We start from the raw sequence: 25,635 nt of genomic DNA on the forward strand, positions 1-25,635 counted from the left end.
GTCCGTCAACGATTACTCGTTGTTCTGGCGGTTCTTGAGCGCAGCGCCCAGAATGTCGCCGAGCGAAGCACCAGAGTCGGAAGAGCCGAACTGAGCGACGGCTTCCTTCTCTTCCGCGATTTCCAGAGCCTTGATCGACAGCTGGATCTTGCGGTCCTTCTTGGAGAAGTTGGTGACCCGCGCATCGACGGTCTGGCCGACCGAGAAACGCTCCGGACGCTGTTCGTCGCGATCGCGCGAGAGGTCGGCGCGACGGATGAAGGCGGTGACGTCCTCGTGGTTGACGAGCCGCACTTCGATGCCGCCATCGTTGACGCCGATGACTTCTGCCGAAACGACGGCGTTCTTGCGCAGTTCGCCGGAAGCGGCAGCTTCACCGACCGCATCACGGCCGAGCTGCTTGATGCCGAGCGAGATGCGCTCCTTGTCGACGTCCACATCGAGAACGACAGCACGGACGACGTCGCCCTTGTTGAATTCTTCGATGACCTGCTCGCCCGGGCGGTTCCAGTCGAGGTCGGAGAGGTGGACCATGCCGTCGACATCGCCATCGAGGCCGATGAACAGACCGAATTCGGTCTTGTTCTTGACTTCGCCTTCGACTTCCGTGCCAGCCGGATGGCTATGCGCGAAGGCCTGCCACGGGTTCTCGAGCGTCTGCTTGAGGCCGAGCGAGATGCGGCGCTTGGTCGGGTCGACTTCGAGAACGACCACGTCGACTTCCTGGCTCGTGGACAGGATCTTGCCGGGGTGAACGTTCTTCTTCGTCCAGGACATTTCGGAGATGTGTATCAGGCCTTCGATGCCCGGCTCCAGCTCGACGAACGCACCGTAGTCGGTGATGTTCGTGACGGTACCGGAGATCTTCTTGCCGACCGGATACTTCGCACCGATGCCATCCCACGGATCGGACTCGAGCTGCTTCATGCCGAGCGAGATGCGGTGGGTTTCCTGGTTGATGCGGATGATCTGAACCTTGACCTGCTGGCCGATGTTCAGGATCTCCGACGGATGGTTGACGCGGCGCCATGCCATGTCGGTGACGTGCAGCAGGCCGTCGATGCCGCCGAGGTCGACGAACGCACCGTAATCGGTGATGTTCTTGACGACACCCTCGACAACCTGGCCTTCCTCGAGGTTCTGAACGATTTCAGAACGCTGCTCGGCGCGGGACTCTTCGAGAACCGTGCGGCGCGAAACGACGATGTTGCCGCGGCGCTTGTCCATCTTGAGGATTTCGAAGGGCTGCGGGTTGTGCATCAGCGGCGTCACGTCGCGGATCGGACGGATGTCGACCTGCGAACGCGGCAGGAAGGCTACGGCGCCGTCGAGATCGACGGTGAAGCCGCCCTTGACCTGGTTGAAGATGATGCCTTCGACGCGTTCGCCGGCTTCGAACTTGACTTCCAGGCGCTGCCAGCTCTCTTCGCGGCGGGCCTTCTCGCGCGAGAGGACTGCTTCGCCGAGTGCGTTTTCAATGCGCTCGACATAGACTTCGACTTCGTCGCCGACCTTCAGCGTGCCGTCCTTGGCCTTGGCGCCGAATTCCTTCAGCGGTACGCGGCCTTCGACCTTCAGGCCGACGTCGACGATTGCGACGTCTTTTTCGATCGCCGTGACGATGCCCTTGGCGACATAGCCTTCGGCGAGGTCCGTCTTGGCGAAGGACTCTTCCAGAAGCGCTGCGAAATCATCACGGGTGGGGTTGGTTGCAGACATATAATCTCCTGCTGCATCTCCTGCCGGAGACGCATGTGCGCCGGGGGTTGGTGTTAGACAGGCCTGAACCCAGTCCGCTCCTGTCATGGAGCAATCCGGCGCGTGGACGGAATTTCAGGCTATTTTCAAGAAGGAGACCGGCTGGGCCGGGATCAGGCCTTCTTCAAATCTTCTCTTTCAGGGCGGCGTCGACCAGCGTCTTCGCCGCCTGGAATGCCGCCTCTATACTCATTTCGGAAGTATCAAGCAAGTGCGCGTCCTCGGCAGGTCTCAAAGGACTGTCGGCACGCCCCATGTCGCGCCCGTCGCGCTTCTTCACGTCCTCGAAAATCGCGGTGTAGTCAGCCTTTCCGCCGCCGGCGACGATCTCGTCATGGCGCCGCTTCGCCCGCACTTCGGGGGAAGCGGTCACATAGAGCTTCAGCGCCGCATCAGGGCAGACGACCGTGCCGATGTCGCGCCCGTCGAGGACGGTACCCGGCTCCTTGCGCGCGAAGGCTCGCTGCGCCTCGACCAGTGCCCGGCGCACGGCCGGCATGACGGCGATCTTCGACGCCGCCTCGCCGATCGAATGCTCCGAAAGCACGGCGCGTTCGAGCCCGGAAAGGTCCACCTCGCGCGCCGTCTTCTCGGCCACCGCCTCGTCGTCGAGCGGCAATCCGGCATCCATGAGTGCCTTTGCGGTCGCGCGATAGGTCAGCCCCGTGTCGAGATGGTGGAAGCCGTATTGCTCGGCGATCCGGCGCGAGAGCGTTCCCTTGCCGGCGGCCGCAGGTCCATCGATGGCGATTACGAAGGTCATCAGGCTGCCTTGTTCTCTGCCTCTTCGATCTTCGCGCCCAGTCCCGTCATCAGGCCCATGAATTCGGGGAAGGACGTCGCGATCATCGTCGCATCGTCGACCGTTACCGGATGCTCCGAGGCAAGTCCCATGACAAGGAAGCTCATGGCGATGCGGTGGTCGAGATGGGTCTTTACCTGGCCGACCGAGATATTGCCCAGGCCCTTGCCGCCCGGCCGGCCGCGTACGACCAGCGAGGCCTCGCCCTCGTCGCAATCCACCCCGTTGAGCTTCAGGCCGTCCGCCACGGCGGACAGGCGGTCGGACTCCTTGACGCGGAGCTCCTCCAGTCCGTTCATCACGGTCGTGCCCTCGGCGAAGGCAGCGGCGACGGCGAGCACCGGATATTCGTCGATCATCGACGGCGCGCGGTCCTCCGGCACCGTCACGCCCTTGAGCTCCGAATGGCGCACGCGCAGATCGGCGACATCCTCGCCGCCTGCAAGCCGCTTGTTCATGACTTCGATATTGGCGCCCATTTCCTGCAGGGTCAGGATGAGGCCGGTACGGGTCGGGTTCATCAGCACGTTGAGGATGGTGATGTCCGAGCCCGGAACGATGAGCCCCGCCACCAGCGGAAAGGCTGTGGAGGACGGATCGCCCGGCACGTCGATCACCTGGCCAGTCAGCTTGCCGCGGCCCTCGAGGCGTATGGTGCGCACGCCCTCGGCATCGGTCTCGACTGTCAGATTGGCGCCGAAGCCCTGCAGCATCTTTTCCGTATGGTCGCGGGTCATCACCGGCTCGACGACGGTCGTGATGCCGGGCGTGTTGAGGCCGGCGAGCAGCACGGCAGATTTCACCTGGGCAGACGCCATCGGCACGCGATAGGTGATCGGGTTCGGCGTCTTCGGCCCGCGCAGCGTCACCGGCAGCCGGTCGCCCTCGGCCGACTTCACCTGAACGCCCATTTCGCGGAGCGGATCGAGCACGCGGCCCATCGGGCGCTTGGTCAGCGAGGCGTCGCCGATGAACGTGGAATCGAAATCATAGACGCCGACAAGGCCCATCGTCAGCCGGCAGCCGGTGCCGGCATTGCCGAAGTCGAGCGGTGCCTCGGGCGCGAGCAGCGCGCCGTTCCCGACACCGTCGATGATCCAGGTGTCGCCCTCCTTGCGGATCCTGGCGCCCATCGCCTGCATGGCCTTGCCGGTATTGATCACGTCTTCGCCTTCGAGGAGACCGGTGATGCGCGTCTCGCCCGCGGCAAGACCGCCGAACATGAAGGAGCGGTGCGAGATCGACTTGTCGCCCGGAATGCGCAAGGTGCCCTTGAGGTCGGAAGACTTGCGTGCGGTGGCGGGCCGCGGGTTCGAGCCGTGAGACATCGTGGTTTTCCTCTGACAATCCGGCTGACGGCTGGCGCGGAAGGTGGTGCTTTCCGGCGCGTTGTTGGCGGACCGCCGGTCTCGCCGGCTCCCTAACACAATGCGCGAAAAGGGTCATCCTCCTGCTGCGAAGAAAATGACGGCCGGAGCTCGCGGAAGTTTATCTTTGACAGAACTCGCCAAGATGATTATGGGGACCGGCTAATCATCATAAGCTTGATACTTTTCTAACCGCCGGCTTTCCGGCAAGAGCCGGCTCGCCGGCCATTCAAGAGGCTTTGACTGTGGCAAAACCGGAACTTGGAACAAAGCGCATCGACCCGGAAACGGGGCGCAAATTCTACGATCTGAACCGTGATCCGATCGTCTCCCCCTACACGGGCAAGTCCTATCCGCTGTCCTTCTTCGAGGAGACCTCCGTCGCCAAGGTGCTCGAGAAGGAAGAAGAGGAAGACGTCAAGGAAGTCGATACCGAGAACACGGAAGTCGAACTCGTCTCGCTCGAGGAAGCGGATGACGAGGCCTCGGGCGGCGACGATCTGCCGGATCTCGGCGACGACGATGTCGAGATCGAGGGCGACGACGACGACACCTTCCTCCAGACCGACGACGAAGACGATGACGACGACATGAGCGACATCATCGGCGTTTCCGACGAGGACGACGACGTCTGAACAGACCGGCGACGCGGGCGGATCAGCGCCCGCATGCCTGCCCGCAAGCGTTTCGAAAGGCGCATGAAACCGCCCCATCCATCGAGCGCGATCGGCATCGAAGCATCCGGCCGGAACCGAAAAATAAATCGTCCCGGCCCTCACTTTTCGGCTTGCCATCTGCACCTAGCAGAAGTAATAAGCCGCCACTCGCCGGGCACAACGCGCCTTGCGATCTTCCCGGACCGGCAAAGCCGGACCCTGATGGGGCTATAGCTCAGCTGGGAGAGCGCTTGCATGGCATGCAAGAGGTCAGCGGTTCGATCCCGCTTAGCTCCACCAAATTTTCCGATGAATTTTTAGGACGCGTTCGGGGGTGAAGGCGATGCGCCGCTCATGCGCCCAGCCTTGCATGGCAATCTCCCGCCGCGACTTTACGTCGGCTGATGCCTGCGAAGCGGTGACAGCGGATTTCTGTTTCATCCTTCAATAATAGCCGAATATCCGGCATTTACCTTCGCTGTTCGCGTCGGGCCGGACCGGCCGGCAGACCGAGCAGAAATCGTAGCCACGGTTGATGAAATCTTAACCCGCAGTCGCGGAGAAACTGGACACATGTTTCTCGTCTCGAAAATCTTCTGGCTCGTCGCGCAGCCGCTGTCGCTTGCCTTCCTCGCGCTCCTCGTCGGGGTGCTGCTTATGCTCGGCCGTTTCCGCCGCAGCGGCGGTACTTCGAGCGCCTTCGGGCTCGCCGTCCTCTTCGTCACACTCTTCACCACCGCCGGCTCCTATTTCCTGCAGATCCTCGAGGATCGGTTTCCCCGCCCCACGCCGGAGCCCACGGAGCTTGCCTGCATCATCGTGCTCGGCGGCGCCTTCGAGAATGTGGTGATGGCCAGCCGCGGCGGCATGGAGCTGAACCAGGCGGCCGAGCGGTTCGTCGAGACCTTGAGGCTCGCGCAGGCCTATCCGCAGGCACGCATCCTTGTCTCGGGCGGAGACGGGTCGCTCAGCGGCATCTACGAGGGCGACGCGCATGCCTCGGAAAATTTCTTCGGGACCTTCGGCATCGGATCCGACCGGCTGATCCGCGAGGGAGAATCGCGGACGACCTTCGAAAACGCACGCTATACCAGGGATCTGCTGGCCAAGAACGGGCTTGAGCGTTGCGCACTCGTGACCTCCGCATACCACATGCCGCGCTCTATCGGTCTTTTTCGCGCAAACGGCATGGAGGTCACGCCCTGGCCGACGGATTATCGCACGAGCGGCAAGGTGCGGCTCGGCGTCGATTTCACCCAGCCCTCGCTTAACGCCCAATTGGCGACGACGGCCGCCAAGGAGTGGACCGGGCTCGTTGCCTATTATCTCCTCGGCCGGACGCAGACGCTGCTGCCGCGGTAGTCTACCGCATGTTTTCTTTAATAGGTTACGATTAGAGGAGACTTGCAGCCAAGCGGAGCAGCCATGCCGATCCTCGAATTCCTCGACTATGCGGGCGTCGCAATCTTTGCGGCGACGGGCGCGCTGTCGGCCTCCCGCAAGCAGCTCGACATCATCGGCTATCTGTTTCTCGCTTCCGCGACCGGTATTGGCGGCGGCACCATCCGCGACCTCGTTCTCGGCGCGACGCCGGTGTTCTGGGTGGTGAACCCTAATTTCATCATCGTCTGCGCGGCGGTGGCGGTCGCCGTCTTCCTCACGTCCCATCTGCTCGAATCGCGCTACCGGATGCTCGTATGGCTCGACGCGCTCGGCCTCTCGGCCTATTGCGTGATGGGCGCGGCAAAGGGGCTGGCGGCGACCGGATCGCCCATCGTCGCCCTGGTCACGGGCGCCCTGACGGCAACCTTCGGCGGGGTTCTGCGAGATCTGCTGGCCGGCGAGCCCTCTGTCCTCCTGAGGCCGGAGATCTACGTCAGCGCCGCCCTCATCGGCGCCGGCGCCTTCGTCCTGGCCAGCCTAGCCGGATTGACGCTTGTCGCAACGTCCGCACTCGGCGTCATCACGGCCTTCGCCGTGCGGGGCGGCGCGCTTCGATACGGCTGGACGCTGCCGACGGGCAAGGCCGGTCCCGGCCGCGACCCGGACGACGTGATGTGACGAGACTTCGTGACGCGAGAGATGAGGCGACGGACGCTCAGCGCTCGGTCTTGTGGCGCAGCCGGATTACCACGTCGACATGGGAGATTTCCATGCCTTCCGGCGGTTCGGGGAGATTGTCGATCTGAATATTGCTCACCGGAATGTCGAGGACTTCGTTTTCGCCCTCGATGAAGAAATGGTGGTGATCCGAGACATTCGTATCGAAATAGGTCCTGGCGCTCTCGACGGCGAGGACGCGGATCATGCCGGCTTCGGTGAACTGGTGGAGCGTGTTGTAGACGGTCGCGAGCGAAACGGGAACGCCGGCAGTGACGGCCTCCTCATGCAGTTCCTCCACCGTCAGGTGACGGTCGCCCTTGGCGAAGATCAGATCGGCAAGCGCGACGCGCTGGCGCGTCGGGCGCAAACCCGAACTGCGCAGCCTCTCCTGTGAGGACATGTGCGTTGCTTTCGTCATCGACAACCGTTCCGATATACCTGCGGGATCCGTGGATTATCAATTTGCGATATAACTTCTGGCGCCGCGGCTTTCAATAGATTCCGCACATGCGAAGGCCGCAAAGGCCTGAAAATCGGCCCAAAGCGGGGGAAGGCGGGCATTTAACTCTGGCCGCCGCCACATTCATACTGTAAGCGACGGCGGAATGATGTCACCATTCCGAGCGGTTCGAAGACGATGAGAGAGCTTTCCTTAGCCCGCATGCCGCTCTACTTGGAACGTCACGAGCCGCAGCCCGCATCGCAGCCGCGGATGACAGGTTGCGCTTCAAATCAGACCGGACTTGCACTAAAGCAGGTCGGAGAACACATAATAGATTCGGGAAGCAACCATTCATGACCACCAGACAATCCAGCTTCAGCTATGAGGAAATCCTGATCTGCGGCCGAGGCGAAATGTTTGGCCCCGGCAACGCGCAGCTGCCGCTGCCGCCGATGCTGATGTTCAACCGCATCACCGACATTTCGGAAACGGGCGGGCCAAACGACAAGGGTTATGTCCGCGCCGAATTCGACATCACGCCGGATCTCTGGTTCTTTCCCTGCCACTTCATGGGCGATCCCGTCATGCCCGGATGCCTCGGTCTCGACGCCATGTGGCAATTGACCGGTTTCTTCCTCGGCTGGCTCGGGGAGGCCGGCAAGGGCCGCGCCATCTCCACCGGGGAAGTGAAGTTCACCGGCATGGTGACGCCGAAGACCAAGCTGGTAGAATACGGCATCGACTTCAAGCGCGTCATGCGCGGCCGTCTGGTTCTTGGCATCGCCGACGGCTGGATGAAGGCCGATGGCGAAACGATCTACAAGGCCACCGATCTCAGGGTCGGCCTCTTCCAGGAAAAGGCCGACTGAACTGCGGGCGATCCCCGCACGGTTCCAATCGAAGAAAAGGTCATCTGACATGAGACGGGTTGTTGTAACGGGCCTCGGCATCGTTTCCTCGATCGGCAGCGATGCCGACGAAGTCACCGCGTCGCTGCGCGATGCGCGGTCGGGCATCACGTTTTCTCCGGACTTTGCCGAGCACGGCTTCAAATGCCAGGTCTGGGGAGCGCCGACGCTCGACCCGAGCGACCTCGTCGACCGCCGCGCCATGCGCTTCCTGTCCCAGGGCGGCGCCTGGAACCATGTGGCGATGAAGCAGGCGATCGCCGATTCCGGGCTCGAGGCCGGCGACATCACCAATGAGCGCACCGGCATCATCATGGGCTCGGGCGGCCCTTCTACCCGCGCGATCGTCGAAGCGGCGGAGATCACCCGCAAGAACAACAGCCCGAAGCGGATCGGCCCCTTCGTGGTGCCGAAGGCGATGTCGTCTACGGCTTCGGCGACGCTCGCGACCTGGTTCCAGATCCACGGCGTCAACTACTCGATCTCGTCGGCCTGCTCGACTTCGGCGCATTGCATCGGCAATGCCGCGGAAATGATCCAGTGGGGCAAGCAGGACGTCATGTTCGCGGGCGGCCATGAAGATCTCGACTGGACCATGTCCAATCTTTTCGACGCCATGGGCGCCATGTCGTCGAAGTACAACGACACGCCGTCCGTCGCGTCGCGCGCCTATGACGCGAACCGCGACGGCTTCGTCATCGCCGGCGGTGCCGGCGTTCTCGTTCTGGAAGAGCTGGAGCACGCCAAGGCGCGCGGCGCCAAAATCTATGCGGAAATCGTCGGTTACGGCGCCACTTCGGACGGCTACGACATGGTCGCGCCATCAGGCGAAGGCGCGGTTCGCTGCATGCGCCAGGCGCTGGCCACCGTGAAGGGCGAGGTCGACTACATCAATACCCACGGCACCTCGACGCCGGTCGGCGATCAGAAGGAGATCGGCGCCATCCGCGAGGTCTTCGGCGAGAAGATGCCGCATGTGCAGTCCACGAAATCGCTGACCGGCCACTCGCTCGGCGCGGCCGGCGTGCAGGAATCGATCTACGGTCTCCTGATGATGCAGGCCGGCTTCATCGGCGAAAGCGCCCACATCACCGAGCTTGATCCCGAATTCGAAGGGGTGCCGATCGTCCGCAAGCGCATCGACAATGCCAAGATCGACACGGTTCTTTCGAACTCCTTCGGCTTCGGCGGCACAAACGCGACGCTCGTTTTCCAGCGCTATAACGGATAACACGATGAACGGATTGATGAACGGAAAGCGCGGCCTCATCATGGGCGTCGCCAACAGCCATTCTATTGCCTGGGGAATCGCCAAGTCTCTCGCAGCCCAGGGCGCAGAGCTCGCCTTCACCTATCAGGGCGAAGCCCTCGGCAAGCGCGTCAAGCCGCTGGCTGCAGAGGTCAATTCCGACTTCCTGCTCCCCTGCGACGTCGAGGACATCGGCTCCGTCGACGCTGTCGTCGACGCCATAAAGGAGCGCTGGGGCAAGCTCGATTTCGTCGTCCACGCCATCGGCTTCTCGGACAAGAACGAGCTCAAGGGTCTCTATGCCGACACGACGCGGGACAATTTCAGCCGCACCATGGTGATCTCCTGCTTCTCCTTTACCGAGATTGCCAAGCGTGCAGCGGAGCTGATGAGCGAGGGCGGCACCATGCTGACGCTCACCTATGGCGGCTCGATGCGGGTCATGCCGAACTACAACGTCATGGGTGTCGCCAAGGCCGCGCTCGAGGCTTCGGTGCGCTATCTTGCCGCCGACTACGGAGCGCGCGGAATCCGCGTCAATGCGATCTCGGCCGGTCCGATCCGGACGCTTGCGGGCGCCGGCATTTCCGATGCGCGCGCGATGCTCTCCTGGCAGCAGAAGAACTCGCCCCTGCGCCGGACCGTCACCATAGAAGACGTCGGCAGTTCCGCACTTTATCTGCTCTCGGACCTCTCGCGCGGCGTCACCGGCGAAATTCATTACGTCGACTCCGGCTACAACATCACCTCGATGCCGACGCTCGAAGCATTGCGGGTCGCAGACGCGGATTAAATCGCGTGATTGCCACGCTGCCCACGGCGGTTGGATGAGGCCCCTCCGCAACCCCTCCCCACAAGGGTGAGGGGTTAGGCGCTTGCGGCTGGCGCTTTCCCATTTCGCAAGTTCGCGGATGACGCAAAGGCTGACTTTGGACCGCGAGGTGCGGCAGAAGTAGCCCCTCCCCCTTTTGGGGGTTGGGGAGGGGTCGCATTACGGCAAATAAATCGACTCAGCGCTTCGCCCAGAGCACCTTGAAGCGCGCATTGCGGCAGGTCTCGCCGATTTCCTTGAAGTTCTCCGTCAGGACCGGCTCATAGGGAAGTCCGCGATTGGCGACGAGCATCAGCCGGCCGCCATGCTTCAGCGCCTTGGCGGCCGCCTTGATCATCGCCGCGCCGAGCGCAGGCTCGGCGGCATGGCCCTCGTGGAAGGGCGGGTTCATGACTATAAGGTCGTATTTGTCGCGCGTCTCTTCCGCCGTCAGGTCGTGCCAATAGAAACGGGCCGCCGTCGAAGGCGCATTCGCTGCCATGTTTGCCCGTGCCGCCTCCAGCGCTTCGAAATCCGCTTCGAACAGATCGATGCCCTTGAGGCTGGGCGAAGCCTCGGCAAGCTTGACCGAGAGATAGCCCCAGCCGGCGCCGAAATCCGCCGCGTGGCCGGTGAAATCGCGCGGCAGGCGCGACGCGAGCAGCTCCGAACCGGCATCGACGCGGTCATGCGAGAACATGCCGGGCGATGCCACGAACAGGCCGTCGACGCGCACCGGGACCTTGGCGAGCGCCGAGATGGCCTCGGCGGCGTCCTCCGGCCGCGTGAACCAGAAGGCGACGCCGTGATATTTCGGCATCGAGTCGCCATCCCAGCCGAACTTGTCGATCCTCTTGCGCAGCGACTGAATGCCGTCCTCCTTGCCGCCGGCGACTACGATCAGGGCACCGGCGCGGGTGCGTTCCAAAGCCTGTGCAATGCGGTCTTCGTTCTCGCCCTTGTGCCTGCCGCAGAGAACGAGGGCAGCGTCGTAGCCGTCGCCGGCCGCGACGGGCACCACATCGGCGCGAGCGGCCGTCAGCGCGCGGTAGAGCGGCTTGAGCGGCTGCACGGCGGAGACGTCCGCAGCAAAGCCTTCCGGCAGGCGGTAGCCCGCCTCGGCGCCGAGGAAGAGTACCCGCTCGCCCTCTCCCGGCGGATCGATGATCCCCATTGCGAAGGGATGGAACAGTGTTTTCAGCGCGTCGCGGCTCATGGTTCAATTCCGTTTTCGTCACAAGAAAGGGCGCGAAGCGATCCGCTCCGCGCCCTGAATGGTTTCAGCCGAGGCCGGCTTACTCGGCGGCTTCGCCGCCGTCCTTCTTTTCGCTCTTCTCGGCAACGATTTCCTTGCCGGTCGCCTGGTCTACGACCTTCATGGAGAGACGAACCTTGCCGCGCTCGTCGAAGCCCATCAGCTTGACCCAGACCTTATCGCCTTCCTTGACGACGTCGGTGGTCTTGGCAACGCGCTCGGAAGCGAGCTGCGAGATGTGGACGAGGCCGTCGCGGGCGCCGAAGAAGTTGACGAAGGCGCCGAAATCGGCCGTCTTGACGACAGTGCCTTCATAGACCTGACCGACTTCCGGCTCGGCGACGATCGAGTGGATCCACTTGCGGGCGGCCTCGATCTCCTTGGCGGAAGCCGACGCAATCTTGACGGTGCCGTCGTCGTCGATATTGATCTTGGCGCCGGTCTTTTCGACGATTTCGCGGATGACCTTGCCGCCCGAGCCGATGACTTCACGGATCTTGTCGACCGGAATGTTCATGACTTCGATGCGCGGTGCGAACTCGCCGAGCTGGCCGCGGCTCTCGGAGATGGCCTTGGCCATTTCGCCGAGAATGTGCAGGCGGCCTCCCTTGGCCTGGTTAAGGGCAACACCCATGATTTCTTCGGTGATGCCTTCGATCTTGATGTCCATCTGCAGCGAGGTGATGCCGGCATCCGTGCCCGCGACCTTGAAGTCCATATCGCCGAGGTGGTCTTCATCGCCGAGAATGTCGGAGAGGACGGCGAAACGGTCGTCTTCCTTGATGAGGCCCATGGCAATGCCCGCAACCGGCTTGGCGAGCGGAACGCCCGCGTCCATCAGTGCAAGCGACGTGCCGCAGACGGTTGCCATGGAGGACGAACCGTTGGACTCGGTGATCTCGGAAACGACGCGCAGCGTGTAGGGGAACTGTTCCGCGGTCGGCAGCATCGGATGGATGGCGCGCCAGGCGAGCTTGCCGTGGCCGATTTCGCGGCGGCCCGGAGAACCCATGCGGCCGGTTTCACCGACCGAATAGGGCGGGAAGTTGTAATGCAGCATGAAGTTTTCCTTGTACATGCCAGTCAAGGAATCGACATACTGCTCGTCTTCGCCGGTGCCGAGCGTGGCAACGACGATCGCCTGCGTTTCACCGCGGGTAAAGAGCGCCGAACCGTGCGTGCGCGGCAGGATGCCGACTTCGGCGACGATCGGGCGAACCGTGACGAGGTCGCGGCCATCGATGCGGCTCTTCGTGTCGAGGATGTTCCAGCGAACGATCTTGGCCTGCAGGTGCTTGAAGACAGCGGCGATCTCTTCGGCGGTATGGGCCGGGTTCTCGACGCCTTCCGGCAGGAAATGCTCCTTGACCTTTGCCTTTACCGCATCGACGGCGGCATAGCGCGCGGCCTTCTCGGTGATCTTATAGGCGTTGCGCAGCTCGTCTTCGGCGATCGAGAGCATCGCATTTTCGAGAGCGGAGTGATCTTCCGGATTGAATTCGCGCGGCTCCTTGGCGGCAACTTCCGCAAGCCTGATGACAGCGTCGATCACCGGCTGGAAGCCCTTCTGGCCGAAAACGACGGCGCCGAGCATGACATCTTCCGGCAGCTCTTTCGCTTCCGATTCCACCATCAGCACCGCTTCCTGCGTGCCGGCGACGACGAGGTCGAGGGTGGATTCGTCCATTTCGTCGAGATGCGGGTTGAGAACGTATTCGCCGTTGATGTAGCCGACGCGGGCACCGCCGACCGGACCCATGAAGGGAACGCCGGAAAGCGTCAATGCAGCCGATGCCGCAACCATCGCGACGACGTCCGGGTTGTTCTCGAGGTCATGCTGCATGACCGTGATGATGACCTGGGTGTCGTTCTTGTAGCCGTCCGGGAAGAGCGGACGGATCGGCCGGTCGATCAGACGCGACACCAGCGTCTCGTTTTCGCTGGGGCGGCCCTCACGCTTGAAATAGCCGCCGGGGATCTTGCCCGCAGCGTAGGTCTTTTCCTGATAGTTGACGGTGAGCGGGAAGAAATCCTGGCCTGGCTTCGGTGCCTTCGCCGAAACCACCGTGGCGAGCACGACGGTTTCGCCGTAGGTCGCGAGAACGGCACCATCGGCCTGACGCGCGATTTTTCCGGTTTCGAGCTTGAGCGGACGCCCAGCCCATTCGATTTCTACCTTGTGTGTCTCGAACATGTTCTGTCCTTCGTGTGCGACAGACCTTCCGCGGCTCATAAAGCGCGGGCGATCTCAAAGCCGCCTGGTGGCGCATCACGGGCAAGACAACGGGAGGCTTCAAAGAAAACCGGCCGCATACCGCTTTGCCGCGCTGCGTATAGCAGCCGCTTCGGCAAGCAGGCGCCGAAGCATCCTGCAATCCTGCCCCATGACGGGCCATTGGTTGATCCGCGATCCCGGCCCATCCGGTCCGCTGGACGGTTGCGCGTCCGATAAGACGCGCGGCGCTGTGGCGCCCTTTACAATACCCTAGGCTTTTTGAAGAGCGCACGGGCTGCAGAAAAAAAGCCGGCGGGTTGCCGAGGCAACCCGCCGGACCAGTCGTTTAGCGACGGATGCCCAGGGCACCGATCAGCTTGGTGTAGCGCGCCTCGTCCTTCTTCTTCAGATAGTCGAGGAGCGACCGCCGGCTGGAAACCAGCGCGAGGAGGCCACGTCGGGAGTGATTGTCCTTCTTGTGGTCCTTGAAGTGTTCGGTCAGGTTGTTGATCCGTTCCGTCAGGATGGCAACCTGAACTTCCGGAGAACCGGTGTCGCCTTCTACGGTTGCGAATTCCTTGATGATCTGAGCTTTGCGCTCTGCAGTAACCGACATCGTTTGATCCTTTCGTTCGAGGATTTGAGGGTCGCCGGCAGCCGGGATGTCGTCCAGCTACGGCCGTTCGCACGAAGAGGCGGCGCCTTTCGCTGGCGTGCCTATAACCGAATCCGTTCCAAAAGGAAAGGGTCATGAAAGCGCTGCGCGGCACCGCCTCCCGCGCACCGTCAATTCCGGTTGCGCACGGATGCTCCGGCATCCATCTGAGGTGGTTTGCTGCAGGACGATCCGCCCCTCAACCACCTGCCTCCTGCGAGGAATGATCCTTGCCGCGCGGGATGCGTATCCGCCATTCGATACCATCCGCATGCATCGTCCTTTCCAGCTCCGCACGAAGCGCCAGGCCGAGCATGCGCTCGAGCACGACCGTGCCGAAGCCTCTGCGGGCCTTCTTCCCGGAAGGCGCGACGATATCGGCACCGCTCTCGCGCCAGCGGATATCGATCGCACCCTCCCCAACCGACCACTCGACCTTGATCATCCCGGTCTGGTTGGCGAGCGCACCATGCTTTATGGCGTTGGTAGCCAGTTCATGCAGCGCCATGCCGAGGGTCTGCGCCATCTGCGCGTCCAGCCGCAGGGCAGGTCCGCTGAGCACGACGCGGTCGGACTCGGCCGGCATGAACGGCTGAAGCTGGTTGCGCACGAGCTCGCGGAAGTCGACTCCGGAGGCGGCGTTCGCCACCATGAGGTCGGTCGAGCGCGCGAGGCCCGCAAGGCGCTTGCGAAACGCCTCGACGAAATCCGACGGCTCCTCCGCCGAATTGGCCGACTGCGCCAGCATCGACTGGATGACGGTGAGCTGATTCTTCGCCCGATGCGCGACCTCCCGCATCAGCAGGCGGATTTCGCTTTCGGCCTTGGCGCGGGCCGTAGCAGCGCTTGCGAGGGCGGTGGATACCGCTTCGACTTCAGTGATCATGTAGCGGCGCGGTTCGACCGGCTCGCCCGCCCCCAGCCGCCGGGCATCCATGGCCAACAGCCGGACACCCTGCGTGAGCAGCCGCGCAATGGTCAACGAACCGGCGACCGCGATGCTTGCGAAGATGATCCCACCGAAGGACAGCCAGAGGAACGACCAAAGCATCGGCTGATCGACGATCTCGCTCGGCGCCCAGGCGACGATGCGCCAACCGGTCACCACCGAAAACTCCGACGCGACGCGGTAGTCGACGCCGCCGGCACTGATATTGCCGACACCGATGCTGATCAACGGCAATTCGTCGAGAAAGAACGGGTCGCCGGACTTCACCGAGGAGTCCGAGGAGACGATGACCCTGCCTTTGCCGTCGACGAGCGCGGCATTCCATCCGGGAGAAAGCGTGTCACGATTGACGGCCCTCGTCATCCGCTCGGCATCCTGCCTGAGGCCCAGCAGATACTTCTTTCCGTCGGGCGTCGTCACCGGAAGATAGACGGTGAAGACCCAGCCCCTGCCCACTTCGGATGGAAACACGCCCGAGACAAGCGGCGCCGTACTCTGCAAAGCGAGATCGATCTCCGGATCCGATGCCCGCCCGAGCGGCGTACCGAAAGGAACGCGGGTGCTCAGAAGAAGGTCGTGGTTGCCGTCGACGATGATCAGGTGGGAATCGGTGTCCGCCAATGCCACCGATGCCCGTTCGTAGAGACCTCGCATGTCGGCGAGATCGACGGCGCCGGATTTCGCCAGGACCCGAAGCGTCGTCAGCATGCCGTCGACCTCGCGCTCGACGATGCGTGTGACCGACCCGGTAGAGGCGCGCAGCAGAGAAGTGACTTCCTCTCTCTGCGCGTCCAAATTGCGCTGCAGGATGACAAAGGAAAAGATGAAGGGCGGTATGATGGCTATCAGCAGCAGCGAGATCAGATAGAAGCTGAACGGCCGGCGAAGGTAGTCGCGGACGAAGCCGGCGGCGGCCTGCAGGCTGCCCGATGAAGCATCTTCCCGGCTCTTCTCTGACGCTTCGACCATATTTTACCGCCTCTACCGATCACTACCGCGTTTTGCCGGAGCGGGTACCATGCGCTTCCTGCCCGCCGCCCCCGTTCCAGATTTCCCGAGCGCAGCCGGCAGCCCATGGCAACATGGGCTCCAGCGCACAACGAGTATACGCCGCGTCCGCCGCTCCGCTCGACTTTAGATCACGATGATTCAGTTCGGGTCGACCTGAATCATGAACGTGGCGATTCTAGCAAGTTAGAGCGGGATGCGGGCGGAAAACCGCACGCACTTTCTCATCCCGCTCTAAACGCGTGAGATCGGTTTTTCGACCAGCAGAATTATTGGGTGGCGAAAACTCGCTTCGGCCGGAACTCGCCCTCGGCGATTTCGCCGATCGCCACGAGCTTGCCTTGGGCCGTGGCATAGGCCTCTGGCGTGGGCAGCGGAGCGTCGCGTCCACGCAGGATGATCGGGTTGCCCATCCGCAGCCGGTGCGCCTGGTCGTCGTTGACGGCGATATGCGGCAGGTCGGACAGGGCCTCTCCCGTGTCGATCAGATATGCGTCGAGCGCGGCGAGACGTTCCGCATCGTCCTCGATCGCCTCCAGGGCGACGAGATCGGCGAGCGGCACCATGTCCTCCTCGCCGAAGGGAGCGACGAAGGTTCGGCGCAGCGACGCGATATGGCCGAAGCAGCCGAGATCGCGGCCCATGTCACGGGCGAGCGAACGGACATAGGTGCCCTTGCCGCATTCGATCTCGAAATGAGCGAGATTCGGAGCCGATCCGATGAGCGACAGACGGAAGACCTCCACCTCGCGCGCCGGGATCTCGACGGTTTCGCCGTCGCGGGCGAGATCATAGGCGCGCTCGCCGCCGATCTTGATCGCAGAGAACTGCGGCGGCACCTGCGCGATCACGCCGGTATATTTCGGCAGCAGGGCGCGGATCGCCTCTTCCTCCGGACGCGCGGCGGAAGAGCGGACGGCTTCGCCTTCGAGATCGTCTGTGGAGCGCTCCTCGCCCCAGGCCACCGTGAATTCGTAGATCTTGCGGCCGTCCATGACGTAGGGAACGGTTTTCGTCGCGTCGCCGAGCGCGATCGGCAGCATGCCGGAGGCGAGCGGATCGAGCGTGCCGGCATGGCCCGCCTTCTGCGCCTTGAACAGCCACTTGATCTTGGATACGGCCTCGGTCGAACCGAAATCGAGAGGTTTGTCGAGGATCAGCCATCCCGAAATCGGGCGGCCCTTCGGTTTGCGGGGTCTGGACATTGGTTCTGTCGCTTACTCTTCGTCGTCGGCGTCGCGATCGAGGTCGCGACTGACCTCCGGCGAGCGCAGCAGCGAGTCGATCTTCTGATAGTTGTCGAAGCTGGTATCGTCCCGGAACCGGACGTCCGGCATGTATTTCATCTGCCGCAATTGCGGGCCGAGCCGCCCGCGGATGAATTTCGCATGCTTGTTCAGCGCTTCGATGACCGCCGCGTGGTCGGCGACCCCGAGTGGGGTCACATAGGCCGTGGCGATCTTCAGATCGGGCGACATGCGCACTTCGGAAATGGAAATCACCGTATTTTCGATCAGCGGATCGAGTACTTCACCGCGCTGCAGCACCTGCGTGATCGCTGCGCGCACCTGTTCACCGACGCGCAGCATGCGCTGGGACGGAGCGGAGGATGTGGATTTGGCCATCGTTTCACCCTGGACCGCGCCGATCGGACCGTATCAAGCCCCATCGAAACGCGATCGGTTCCAACATGCGAGAGGCGGGCGGCGTCGCGCGCCTTCTCACTCAAAAAAAAGCGAGCGCCGGAGCCGATCCGGCGCTCGCCAATACCCTGCCGGATCGGATCAGAGCGTCCGCGTGACGTGTTCGACGCGGAAGCACTCGATCGTGTCGCCGGCACGGATGTCCTCGTAGTTCTCGAAGGCCATACCGCATTCCTGGCCGGACTGGACCTCGGAGACTTCGTCCTTGAAGCGCTTGAGCGTCTTGAGCTTGCCTTCGTGGATGACGACGTTGTCGCGTACCAGACGGACGCCGACGCCACGTTCGACCTTGCCCTCGGTGACGCGGCAACCCGCGACCTTGCCGACCTTGGTGATGTTGAACACCTCCAGGATCTCGGCATTGCCGAGGAAGGTCTCGCGCCGCTCCGGCGACAAGAGACCGGACATCGCCGCCTTCACGTCATCCACCAGGTCGTAGATGATGTTGTAGTAGCGGATCTCGATGCCGGCACGCTCGGACGCATCCCGCGCCTGCTTGTTGGCACGGACGTTGAAGCCGATGATGGCAGCGTTCGAAGCTTCCGCAAGCGAGACGTCCGACTCGGTGATGCCGCCGGCACCCGAATGAACGATGCGGGCGCGCACTTCGTCGGTGCCGAGCTTGTCCAGGGCGCCGGAAATCGCTTCGATCGAGCCCTGCACGTCGCCCTTGATGACCAGCGGGAACTCCTTGACGCCGGAGGTCTGGAGCTGGGTCATCATCTGCTCGAGCGAACCGCGCGAACCGGACTGGCGGGCAACCGCCTTCTCGCGGGCGAGCCGCTGGCGATATTCCGAGATCTCGCGCGCCCGGCTCTCGCTCTCGACGACGGCGAAGCGATCGCCCGCAGCCGGCGTTCCGGAGAGACCAAGAACCTCGACGGGTGTCGATGGCCCGGCGGCCTTCACATGTTCGCCCTTGTCGTTGACGAGCGCGCGCACGCGGCCCCACTGGTCGCCCGCAACGATGATCTGGCCCGGAGTGAGGGTACCCTTCTGTACGAGGACGGTCGCGACCGCACCGCGGCCTCGGTCGAGCTCGGCTTCCACCACCGTGCCTTCGGCCGTCCGGTTCGGATTGGCCTTGAGATCGAGGATTTCGGACTGCAGCAGGATCGCCTCGAGCAGCTTGTCGAGGTTGGTCTGGTTCTTCGCCGAAACCTCGACGTCGAGAACCTCACCGCCCATGGATTCGACGAAGACCTCGTGCTGCAGCAGCTCGGTGCGGACCTTCTGCGGATTCGCGGACGGCTTGTCGATCTTGTTGATCGCCACGATGATCGGAACGCCGGCAGCCTTGGCATGGTTGATCGACTCGATCGTCTGCGGCATCACGCTGTCATCGGCCGCGACGACGAGGACGGCGATGTCCGTCGCCTGGGCGCCGCGGGCGCGCATGGCCGTGAAGGCCGCGTGGCCGGGCGTGTCGATGAAGGTGATCTTCTGGCCGTTCTGCTCGACCTGGTAGGCACCGATGTGCTGCGTGATGCCGCCTGCCTCGCCGGCAACCACGTTGGCGTGGCGGATGGCGTCGAGCAGCGACGTCTTGCCGTGGTCGACGTGACCCATGATCGTCACGATCGGCGGCCGCGACTGCATGTCGTCGTCCACGTCGGAGATGTTGAAGATGCCTTCCTCGACGTCCGATTCGGAAACGCGCTTGACCGTGTGGCCGAATTCGCCGGCGATGAGCTCCGCGAGATCGGCGTCGATCAGGTCGCCGGGCTTCATCATCTGGCCTTCCTTCATCAGGAACTTGATGACGTCGACCGCGCGCTCGGACATGCGCTGCGACAGTTCCTGAATCGTGATGGTTTCCGGCAGGACGACTTCGCGGGAGATCTTCTCGCGCGTTTCCTGCATCTGGCTGCGCTTGAACTTCTCCTGGCGGCGGCGCATCGCTGAAAGCGAACGGCCGCGCTGGCTGCCATCCTCGTCGACGGCAGCCGTCGTAAGCGTCAGCTTGCCCTGGCGTCGGCCCTCGTCACCCTTTGCACGGGGAGCAGGCTTTGCCGGCTCCGGACGCACGACCTTGCCGCGGGGAGCACCGGCACCGCTGCGGCGGCGTTCGTCTTCCTCGCTCTCGGTCCCGCGGCGGCCGCGAGGTGCTGCACCGTCCGGCGCCGCCGGCGTTGCAGCCGGAGCCGGGCGTCCCGGCTGCGGGCGCGTCTCGGCACGACGTTCGCCGACGGCGGGACTTGCAGCCTCGACCTTCTCCTCGGTCTTTTCAGCCTCTACTGGCGGACGTGCGGCCTCTTCGGCGGCACGGCGCGCGGCCTCTTCCTTCTCGCGGGCGAGACGCTCTTCCTCTTCGCGACGGCGGCGCACTTCGTCCTCGGCGCGGCGTTTGGCTTCCTCGGCGTCGCGAATCTGGGCTTCCGCCAGGGCGCGACGGCGGGCTTCCATCTCACCGGCAGAGAGATCGTTCAGGACAACACCGCCGCGGGGGCGGTTCTGTTCCTGGCGCGGCTGATGCGGCTGCGGCTGAGGAGCCGGACGACCCGAGGGCTGCGGCGGCATCGGACGCTGCTCGGCCGGGCGGGCGGCAGGCGTCGCGGCAACCGGCGTGATCGGGCGCTCGTCCTTGTGCTTCAGCGGGCCGCGCGTTCTCTTGGTCTCGACCACGACCGCCTTGGTGCGACCGCGGCCCATATCCTGACGCACCGTACCCTGTGTCACCCCGGAGGGCTTCAGGGTCAGCGTCTTCTTGCCCGCTACGCTGAGTGTCTTGTCGTCTTTGTTGTCCGTCATTCCGTTCCGTTCCTAGCGATCAGGGCCGGATACGAAACCCCTGACCCTGTCTTCCAAATTGTCTCAAACAATGCTCGCTATGCCGGCCTCTGCCGGTGACGCGCTTCATTGCTGTGGCTTGCCAGCGCCGCCTTCGGCCCGGACCGGGACGGATCCTCGGTACTTTTCGAGCATGATTGCGCGCTTCACTACACCTTCACCGGCCTGCCCTGCAAGCGCTGCGGCATGGATAAAGGCATTACTTCCCAAAAGTCCCTCCATTTCCGCCCCCGTGAAGGGGCGGAAAGCGGGTATTTCCGTTTCGTCCTCGCTGACGAAGCTCATCGCCTTGCGGGCCTGATCGATCTTGCGGACGCCATCCGCGGCCGCATCGATCGCATGAAAGACGGCTAGCGCGGCAAGGCCGCGCACCGCCTGCTCCGTCTTCGTCGCGCCGGAGATGAACTGGCCCGCCTTGCGCGCCATGTTCATCATGCCCGCGAGCTGCTCGGCGAGAAGTCTCTCGACCTCGTCCGCGAGCCCGGCATTCGCCTTTACTTCGGCGCGAAGAGCGCGGGCGAAGAGCTTCTTCGCCACCGCTTTTTCCACGAGCTGCCGCTCGGACTTGACCCAGCATCCGCGCCCCGGGAGCTGCCGCTTCAGATCCGCGACGACGACGCCGTCGGGTCCGGCGACGAAGCGGATCAACTCTTCAGGAGAGCCGCTCTCACGCGTGACGATGCAGGTCCGGTTGTTGCCGTTCCGGTCCTTCGGACCCTTGTCCGCAGGCAGGCTGTCGGCATCGATCTCGACGATCATCGCGATCAGGCGTCCTGATCCGCGCCTTCGGCGACCTCGATCGTCTCATCCTGCTCCTGCTCCTCCTCCTGCTGCTTGACCAGATCCTCTTCGGTGATCCAGCCGGCGGCCAGACGAGCCTGCACGATCATCGCTTCGGCCTCTTCCCGGGTGACTTCGAACTTCGAGAAGATGCCCTCGAAGCGCTTGGTCTCGCCATCCTTGCGCTCGGTCCAGCCGACCAGGTCGTCGGCGGCGCAGCCGGCGAAGTCCTCGATGGTCTTGATGCCTTCCTCGCCGAGAGCGACCAGCATCTGGCTGGTGAGGCCATCGATCGTGCGCAGCTCGTCGGAAACGCCGAGCTCCTTGCGCTTGGCATCCATTTCCGCCTCGATCTTTTCGAGATATTCGCGGGCGCGGGTCTGGAGCTCGTTTGCCGTATCCTCGTCGAAGCCCTCGATCGAGGAGATTTCGTCGAGTTCGACATAGGCGAGCTCTTCGACCTGGGCAAAGCCCTCGGAGGCGAGCACCTGACCGACCATCTCGTCGACGTCCAGCGCATCCATGAAGAGCTGCGTGCGCTCGTTGAATTCCTTCTGGCGACGCTCGCTCTCCTCCTGCTCGGTGAGGATATCGATGTCCCAGCCGGTCAGCTGCGACGCAAGGCGCACGTTCTGGCCGCGGCGGCCGATGGCGAGCGAAAGCTGCTCGTCCGGAACCACGACCTCGATGCGTTCCGCGTCCTCATCGAGAACCACCTTGGCCACTTCCGCCGGCTGCAGCGCATTGACGATGAAGGAAGCCGGATCCGGCGACCAGGGAATGATATCGATCTTCTCGCCCTGGAGCTCGCCGACCACGGCCTGCACGCGCGAGCCGCGCATGCCGACGCAGGCGCCGACCGGATCGATCGACGAATCGTTGGAGACGACGGCGATCTTGGCGCGCGAGCCCGGGTCGCGGGCAACCGACTTGATCTGGATGATGCCGTCGTAGATTTCCGGCACCTCCATGGTGAAGAGCTTCACCATGAACTGCGGATGCGTGCGCGACAGGAAGATCTGCGGTCCGCGCTGCTCGCGGCGGACGTCGTAGACGAAGGCACGGACGCGGTCGCCATAGCGCATGTTCTCACGCGGGATCATCTCGTCGCGGCGGATGATGCCCTCGCCGCGGCCGAGATCGACGATGACGTTGCCGTATTCGACGCGCTTGACAGTGCCGTTGACGATCTCGCCGACACGATCCTTGAACTCGTCGTACTGACGATCGCGCTCGGCTTCGCGCACCTTCTGCACGATTACCTGCTTGGCGGACTGGGCGGCGATACGGCCGAAGTCCATGGGCGGCAGCGGATCGGCGATGAAATCGCCGAGCTTTGCATCGGGATTGCGGTCGCGGGCGAGCTCGATCGGGATCTGGGTCGAATAGTCCTCGGCCTTCTCGACCACTTCCAGGAGACGCTGCAGACGGATTTCACCGGTCTTCGGATTGATGTCGGCGCGGATGTTCGATTCCGAACCGTAGCGCGAACGAGCCGCCTTCTGGATCGCGTCCGCCATCGCGGCCAGAACGATCTCGCGGTCGATCACCTTTTCGCGTGCCACAGCATCTGCGATCTGCAGAAGTTCGAGCCGGTTAGCACTGACTGCCATGTCTTGTCTCCGTCTGTTGCAGGCGCATCGAAAGCGCACCCAGCCTTATTCGTTATCCGTGTCTTCGTCTTCGAAGTTTTCGTTGGCGGCGCGCGCGGCCTTGGCTTTCTTGTCGGCCGTCAGCGCGTCGCGGATGAGCTCGTCCGTCAGGATCAGCCGCGCCTCCGAAAGCGCCGTGAACGGGATCGCGACTGCCGCCTCTTCGCCATAGGCGGGCTGATCGCGCTCGAGCCGGAAACCATCCTCGTCCACCGAAACGATCTTGCCGCGGAAGCGCTTGCGCCCGTCGACCATGACCGACGTCTCGCACTTCACAAGATGGCCCTGCCAGCGGATGAAGTCGGACCTGCGCACCATGGGGCGATCGATGCCCGGGGACGACACTTCGAGATGATACGCCTTGTCGATCGGATCTTCCACATCGAGAACCGGCGAGATCGCTTTGGAGACCTCCTCGCAATCCTCGACGGTCATGGTGCCGTCGTTGCGTTCGGTCATGACCTGCAGCGTCAGGCCGTTCTGACCGGACATACGCACGCGCACCAGGCGGAAACCCATATCCACGAGCACCGGCTCGATGATGTCGGCAACACGCCGGTCGAGGCCTGTTTCGGTAATCAGCCGGGGTTCATTCGTATTTTCAGCCGTTGTCGTGTCGGACAAACGATCCTCTCCTCGTCGGACCGGCTAATAAAAAAGAGCGGGTCCTCACGGCCCCACTCTTCATCTAACCGATCAAGAATTTGAGGCTCATATACGCTTCATCGCCGTAAATTGCAAGGGTCGCGCAGGCGCCGGGCCGGACCTTTCGGCCCGATCGCAAGTTTCAGCGTCTGGCGCATCGCATTTCGAGGTTTATAACGAAGCAATCCAGAAGCAATCCACATGACGATCAACCGAAAGAGATCAGAGGTGACGAACCGCATATCGCCGTTGGCGCCCTTCAGGCACGACATCTTCCGCACCATCTGGATCGCGAGCCTTGCCTCCAATTTCGGCGGGCTGATCCAGGCCGTGGGTGCGGCCTGGCTCATGACGTCCATTTCGCAATCGGTGAACATGGTGGCGCTGGTGCAGGCGTCGACCTCGCTGCCGATCATGCTCTTCTCGCTGGTTTCCGGCGCACTTGCCGACAATTTCGACCGGCGGCGGATCATGCTCGTCGCGCAGAGCTTCATGCTCGCCGTCTCGGCGCTGCTCACCGTCTGCGCCTATTACGGTATCGTTACGCCGTGGCTCCTGCTCATCTTCACCTTTCTTCTCGGCTGCGGCACGGCTCTCAACAATCCGTCCTGGCAGGCCTCGGTCGGCGACATGGTTCCGCGCGACGACCTGCCGGCGGCGGTGGCGCTGAACAGCATGGGATTCAATCTTACCCGCAGCGTCGGTCCGGCGATCGGCGGCGCCATCGTCGCGGCCGCGGGTGCGGCGGCCGCCTTCGCCGCCAATACGCTCAGCTATTTCGCGATCCTTTTCGCGCTCGCCCGATGGAAACCGGTCGCTCCGGAAAACCGGCTGCCGCGCGAGACGCTCGGGCGCGCCGTTTCTGCAGGGCTGCGCTACGTGGCGATGTCGCCCAATATCGGCAAGGTGCTCGTGCGCGGCTTCGCCTTCGGCCTTTCGGCGAGCGCCATACTTGCACTGCTGCCGCTGGTGGCACGCGACCTCGTCGGCGGCGGCCCGCTCACCTATGGCGTCATGCTCGGCGCCTTCGGCGTCGGCGCGATCGGCGGCGCGCTCCTGAGCGCAAGACTAAGGGAATTCCTCACGAGCGAGGCGATCGTGCGCTATGCCTTCGCCGGCTTCGCCTTCAGCGCCCTGGTCACGGCCATCAGCTCGCAGGCCTGGCTGACCTGCCTCGTGCTCGCCGTTTCCGGCGCCTGCTGGGTGCTGGCGCTGTCGCTCTTCAACACGACGGTACAGCTCTCCACGCCGCGCTGGGTCGTCGGCCGGGCGCTTTCGCTCTACCAGACCATGACCTTCGGCGGGATTGCCGGCGGCAGCTGGCTCTGGGGCGTCACTGCCGAACAATACGGCGCGGCCAACGCGCTCATCGGCTCCTGTCTTCTGATGCTCGCGGGGGCGGCAATCGGACTGCGCTTCGCCCTGCCGGAGTTCAAGTCGCTCAATCTCGACCCGCTCAACCGCTTCAACGAGCCGCTGCTCGAGCTCGACCTGAAGCCGCGCAGCGGCCCCATCGTCGTCATGATCGACTACGAAATCGCCGATGAGGATATCCCCGAATTCCTGAAGACCATGGCGGAGCGGAGGCGTATCCGCATCCGCGACGGAGCCGGCCACTGGGCGCTGATGCGCGACCTCGAGAACCCGACTACCTGGACCGAGACCTACCACGTGCCGACCTGGGTCGAATATGTCCGCCACAATCAGCGGCGCACCCAGGCCGATGCCGCCGTCGGCGACAAGCTGACCGCATTCCATCGCGGCCCGAACCCGCCGCGTGTCCATCGCATGATCGAGCGCCAGACGATCGTCCCCGATCACTACGAGCGCTACAAGCGGTCCGTCGAGATGCATTGAGACCGAGGGGCGTGATCAAGCCCCTCTCCT

At 63.4% G+C, this 25,635-nt stretch carries 21 protein-coding genes and 1 tRNA gene; 8 read left to right on the top strand and 14 right to left on the bottom strand.

Features of this window, described 5'->3' with window-relative positions; all coding sequences use genetic code 11:
• Positions 1-12: 12 nt before the first annotated feature.
• The 3 genes from rpsA to aroA all read right to left on the bottom strand — a co-directional run bounded on the left by rpsA (position 13) and on the right by aroA (position 3,888).
• Positions 13-1,719 carry a 30S ribosomal protein S1 gene (rpsA, locus tag M1D34_RS14340; protein ID WP_003534399.1) on the bottom strand — a complete coding sequence of 569 codons (1,707 nt, stop codon included), beginning with the start codon at positions 1,717-1,719 and terminating at the stop codon, positions 13-15.
• 163 nt (positions 1,720-1,882) lie between these two features.
• On the bottom strand, positions 1,883-2,521 hold the full coding sequence (gene cmk, locus M1D34_RS14345; RefSeq protein WP_003534397.1) for a (d)CMP kinase: 639 nt from the start codon (positions 2,519-2,521) through the stop codon (positions 1,883-1,885).
• Positions 2,521-3,888, bottom strand: coding sequence for a 3-phosphoshikimate 1-carboxyvinyltransferase (gene aroA / locus M1D34_RS14350; protein WP_248448719.1), 1,368 nt, complete (start codon positions 3,886-3,888; stop codon positions 2,521-2,523). Before aroA ends, cmk begins: the two co-directional genes overlap by 1 nt.
• A gap of 284 nt (positions 3,889-4,172) precedes the next feature.
• Between aroA and M1D34_RS14355 the strand changes: the two genes are divergently transcribed.
• The 4 genes from M1D34_RS14355 (at position 4,173) to M1D34_RS14370 (ending at position 6,644) form a co-directional block, all read left to right on the top strand.
• Positions 4,173-4,562, top strand: a complete 390-nt coding sequence (locus M1D34_RS14355; protein WP_003534381.1) for a TIGR02300 family protein — start codon at positions 4,173-4,175, stop codon at positions 4,560-4,562.
• 245 nt (positions 4,563-4,807) lie between these two features.
• A tRNA-Ala gene (locus M1D34_RS14360) sits at positions 4,808-4,883 on the top strand.
• 273 nt (positions 4,884-5,156) lie between these two features.
• Positions 5,157-5,945, top strand: coding sequence for a YdcF family protein (locus M1D34_RS14365; RefSeq protein ID WP_153319011.1), 789 nt, complete (start codon positions 5,157-5,159; stop codon positions 5,943-5,945).
• Between the two features lie 63 nt (positions 5,946-6,008).
• Positions 6,009-6,644: a trimeric intracellular cation channel family protein gene (locus M1D34_RS14370; protein ID WP_498779591.1), complete on the top strand. Its 636-nt coding sequence runs from the start codon at positions 6,009-6,011 to the stop codon at positions 6,642-6,644.
• 37 nt (positions 6,645-6,681) lie between these two features.
• Here M1D34_RS14370 and irrA read toward each other — a convergent pair whose 3' ends face one another.
• Positions 6,682-7,104: an iron response transcriptional regulator IrrA gene (gene irrA / locus M1D34_RS14375; protein WP_010968450.1), complete on the bottom strand. Its 423-nt coding sequence runs from the start codon at positions 7,102-7,104 to the stop codon at positions 6,682-6,684.
• A 377-nt stretch (positions 7,105-7,481) separates the two neighbouring features.
• Between irrA and fabA the strand changes: the two genes are divergently transcribed.
• Genes fabA through fabI form a run of 3 tightly spaced genes read left to right on the top strand, consistent with a single transcriptional unit; the run spans position 7,482 to position 10,078 of the window.
• The gene (gene fabA / locus M1D34_RS14380) at positions 7,482-7,997 is read left to right on the top strand and encodes a 3-hydroxyacyl-[acyl-carrier-protein] dehydratase FabA (RefSeq protein WP_003534377.1); all 516 of its coding nucleotides are present in this window, start codon (positions 7,482-7,484) and stop codon (positions 7,995-7,997) included.
• 49 nt (positions 7,998-8,046) lie between these two features.
• Complete coding sequence (gene fabB / locus M1D34_RS14385) at positions 8,047-9,267, top strand: beta-ketoacyl-ACP synthase I (protein WP_003534376.1); 1,221 nt, start codon at positions 8,047-8,049, stop codon at positions 9,265-9,267.
• 4 nt (positions 9,268-9,271) lie between these two features.
• On the top strand, positions 9,272-10,078 hold the full coding sequence (gene fabI, locus M1D34_RS14390; protein WP_028011148.1) for an enoyl-ACP reductase FabI: 807 nt from the start codon (positions 9,272-9,274) through the stop codon (positions 10,076-10,078).
• Positions 10,079-10,295: 217 nt separating this feature from the next.
• Here fabI and M1D34_RS14395 read toward each other — a convergent pair whose 3' ends face one another.
• The 10 genes from M1D34_RS14395 to rimP form a co-directional block, all read right to left on the bottom strand.
• Positions 10,296-11,312, bottom strand: a complete 1,017-nt coding sequence (locus tag M1D34_RS14395; protein WP_027990438.1) for a class I SAM-dependent methyltransferase — start codon at positions 11,310-11,312, stop codon at positions 10,296-10,298.
• A gap of 79 nt (positions 11,313-11,391) precedes the next feature.
• Complete coding sequence (gene pnp, locus M1D34_RS14400) at positions 11,392-13,545, bottom strand: polyribonucleotide nucleotidyltransferase (protein ID WP_003534371.1); 2,154 nt, start codon at positions 13,543-13,545, stop codon at positions 11,392-11,394.
• Between the two features lie 367 nt (positions 13,546-13,912).
• Positions 13,913-14,182, bottom strand: coding sequence for a 30S ribosomal protein S15 (rpsO, locus tag M1D34_RS14405; protein WP_003534369.1), 270 nt, complete (start codon positions 14,180-14,182; stop codon positions 13,913-13,915).
• 238 nt (positions 14,183-14,420) lie between these two features.
• Positions 14,421-16,139 carry a sensor histidine kinase gene (locus M1D34_RS14410; RefSeq protein WP_010968446.1) on the bottom strand — a complete coding sequence of 573 codons (1,719 nt, stop codon included), beginning with the start codon at positions 16,137-16,139 and terminating at the stop codon, positions 14,421-14,423.
• A gap of 308 nt (positions 16,140-16,447) precedes the next feature.
• Complete coding sequence (truB, locus tag M1D34_RS14415; RefSeq protein WP_003534367.1) at positions 16,448-17,383, bottom strand: tRNA pseudouridine(55) synthase TruB; 936 nt, start codon at positions 17,381-17,383, stop codon at positions 16,448-16,450.
• A 12-nt stretch (positions 17,384-17,395) separates the two neighbouring features.
• A complete protein-coding gene (gene rbfA, locus M1D34_RS14420; RefSeq protein ID WP_003534366.1) occupies positions 17,396-17,803 on the bottom strand; it encodes a 30S ribosome-binding factor RbfA in 408 nt (135 codons plus the stop codon).
• A gap of 159 nt (positions 17,804-17,962) precedes the next feature.
• Complete coding sequence (gene infB / locus M1D34_RS14425) at positions 17,963-20,632, bottom strand: translation initiation factor IF-2 (RefSeq protein ID WP_498779598.1); 2,670 nt, start codon at positions 20,630-20,632, stop codon at positions 17,963-17,965.
• A gap of 105 nt (positions 20,633-20,737) precedes the next feature.
• A complete protein-coding gene (locus M1D34_RS14430; RefSeq protein ID WP_003534364.1) occupies positions 20,738-21,430 on the bottom strand; it encodes an RNA-binding protein in 693 nt (230 codons plus the stop codon).
• 5 nt (positions 21,431-21,435) lie between these two features.
• Positions 21,436-23,064 carry a transcription termination factor NusA gene (gene nusA, locus M1D34_RS14435; protein WP_127517227.1) on the bottom strand — a complete coding sequence of 543 codons (1,629 nt, stop codon included), beginning with the start codon at positions 23,062-23,064 and terminating at the stop codon, positions 21,436-21,438.
• A 45-nt stretch (positions 23,065-23,109) separates the two neighbouring features.
• A complete protein-coding gene (gene rimP, locus M1D34_RS14440) occupies positions 23,110-23,727 on the bottom strand; it encodes a ribosome maturation factor RimP (RefSeq protein ID WP_003534362.1) in 618 nt (205 codons plus the stop codon).
• A gap of 222 nt (positions 23,728-23,949) precedes the next feature.
• Between rimP and M1D34_RS14445 the strand changes: the two genes are divergently transcribed.
• Positions 23,950-25,605, top strand: a complete 1,656-nt coding sequence (locus tag M1D34_RS14445; protein WP_003534361.1) for an MFS transporter — start codon at positions 23,950-23,952, stop codon at positions 25,603-25,605.
• Positions 25,606-25,635 lie beyond the last annotated feature (30 nt).

The sequence above is a fragment of the Ensifer sp. D2-11 genome, assembly GCF_054161295.1.

Coding starts and splice junctions, on each gene's coding strand:
- cmk (WP_003534397.1), bottom strand. CDS start 2,521: ATGACCTTCGTAATCGCCATCGATGGACCTGCGGCCGCCGGCAAGGGA.
- pnp (WP_003534371.1), bottom strand. CDS start 13,545: ATGTTCGAGACACACAAGGTAGAAATCGAATGGGCTGGGCGTCCGCTC.
- M1D34_RS14410 (WP_010968446.1), bottom strand. CDS start 16,139: ATGGTCGAAGCGTCAGAGAAGAGCCGGGAAGATGCTTCATCGGGCAGC.
- infB (WP_498779598.1), bottom strand. CDS start 20,632: ATGACGGACAACAAAGACGACAAGACACTCAGCGTAGCGGGCAAGAAG.
- irrA (WP_010968450.1), bottom strand. CDS start 7,104: ATGACGAAAGCAACGCACATGTCCTCACAGGAGAGGCTGCGCAGTTCG.
- fabA (WP_003534377.1), top strand. CDS start 7,482: ATGACCACCAGACAATCCAGCTTCAGCTATGAGGAAATCCTGATCTGC.
- rpsO (WP_003534369.1), bottom strand. CDS start 14,182: ATGTCGGTTACTGCAGAGCGCAAAGCTCAGATCATCAAGGAATTCGCA.
- fabB (WP_003534376.1), top strand. CDS start 8,047: ATGAGACGGGTTGTTGTAACGGGCCTCGGCATCGTTTCCTCGATCGGC.
- M1D34_RS14430 (WP_003534364.1), bottom strand. CDS start 21,430: ATGATCGTCGAGATCGATGCCGACAGCCTGCCTGCGGACAAGGGTCCG.
- fabI (WP_028011148.1), top strand. CDS start 9,272: ATGAACGGATTGATGAACGGAAAGCGCGGCCTCATCATGGGCGTCGCC.
- truB (WP_003534367.1), bottom strand. CDS start 17,383: ATGTCCAGACCCCGCAAACCGAAGGGCCGCCCGATTTCGGGATGGCTG.
- aroA (WP_248448719.1), bottom strand. CDS start 3,888: ATGTCTCACGGCTCGAACCCGCGGCCCGCCACCGCACGCAAGTCTTCC.
- M1D34_RS14395 (WP_027990438.1), bottom strand. CDS start 11,312: ATGAGCCGCGACGCGCTGAAAACACTGTTCCATCCCTTCGCAATGGGG.
- M1D34_RS14365 (WP_153319011.1), top strand. CDS start 5,157: ATGTTTCTCGTCTCGAAAATCTTCTGGCTCGTCGCGCAGCCGCTGTCG.
- rpsA (WP_003534399.1), bottom strand. CDS start 1,719: ATGTCTGCAACCAACCCCACCCGTGATGATTTCGCAGCGCTTCTGGAA.
- M1D34_RS14370 (WP_498779591.1), top strand. CDS start 6,009: ATGCCGATCCTCGAATTCCTCGACTATGCGGGCGTCGCAATCTTTGCG.
- nusA (WP_127517227.1), bottom strand. CDS start 23,064: ATGGCAGTCAGTGCTAACCGGCTCGAACTTCTGCAGATCGCAGATGCT.
- M1D34_RS14445 (WP_003534361.1), top strand. CDS start 23,950: ATGACGATCAACCGAAAGAGATCAGAGGTGACGAACCGCATATCGCCG.
- rbfA (WP_003534366.1), bottom strand. CDS start 17,803: ATGGCCAAATCCACATCCTCCGCTCCGTCCCAGCGCATGCTGCGCGTC.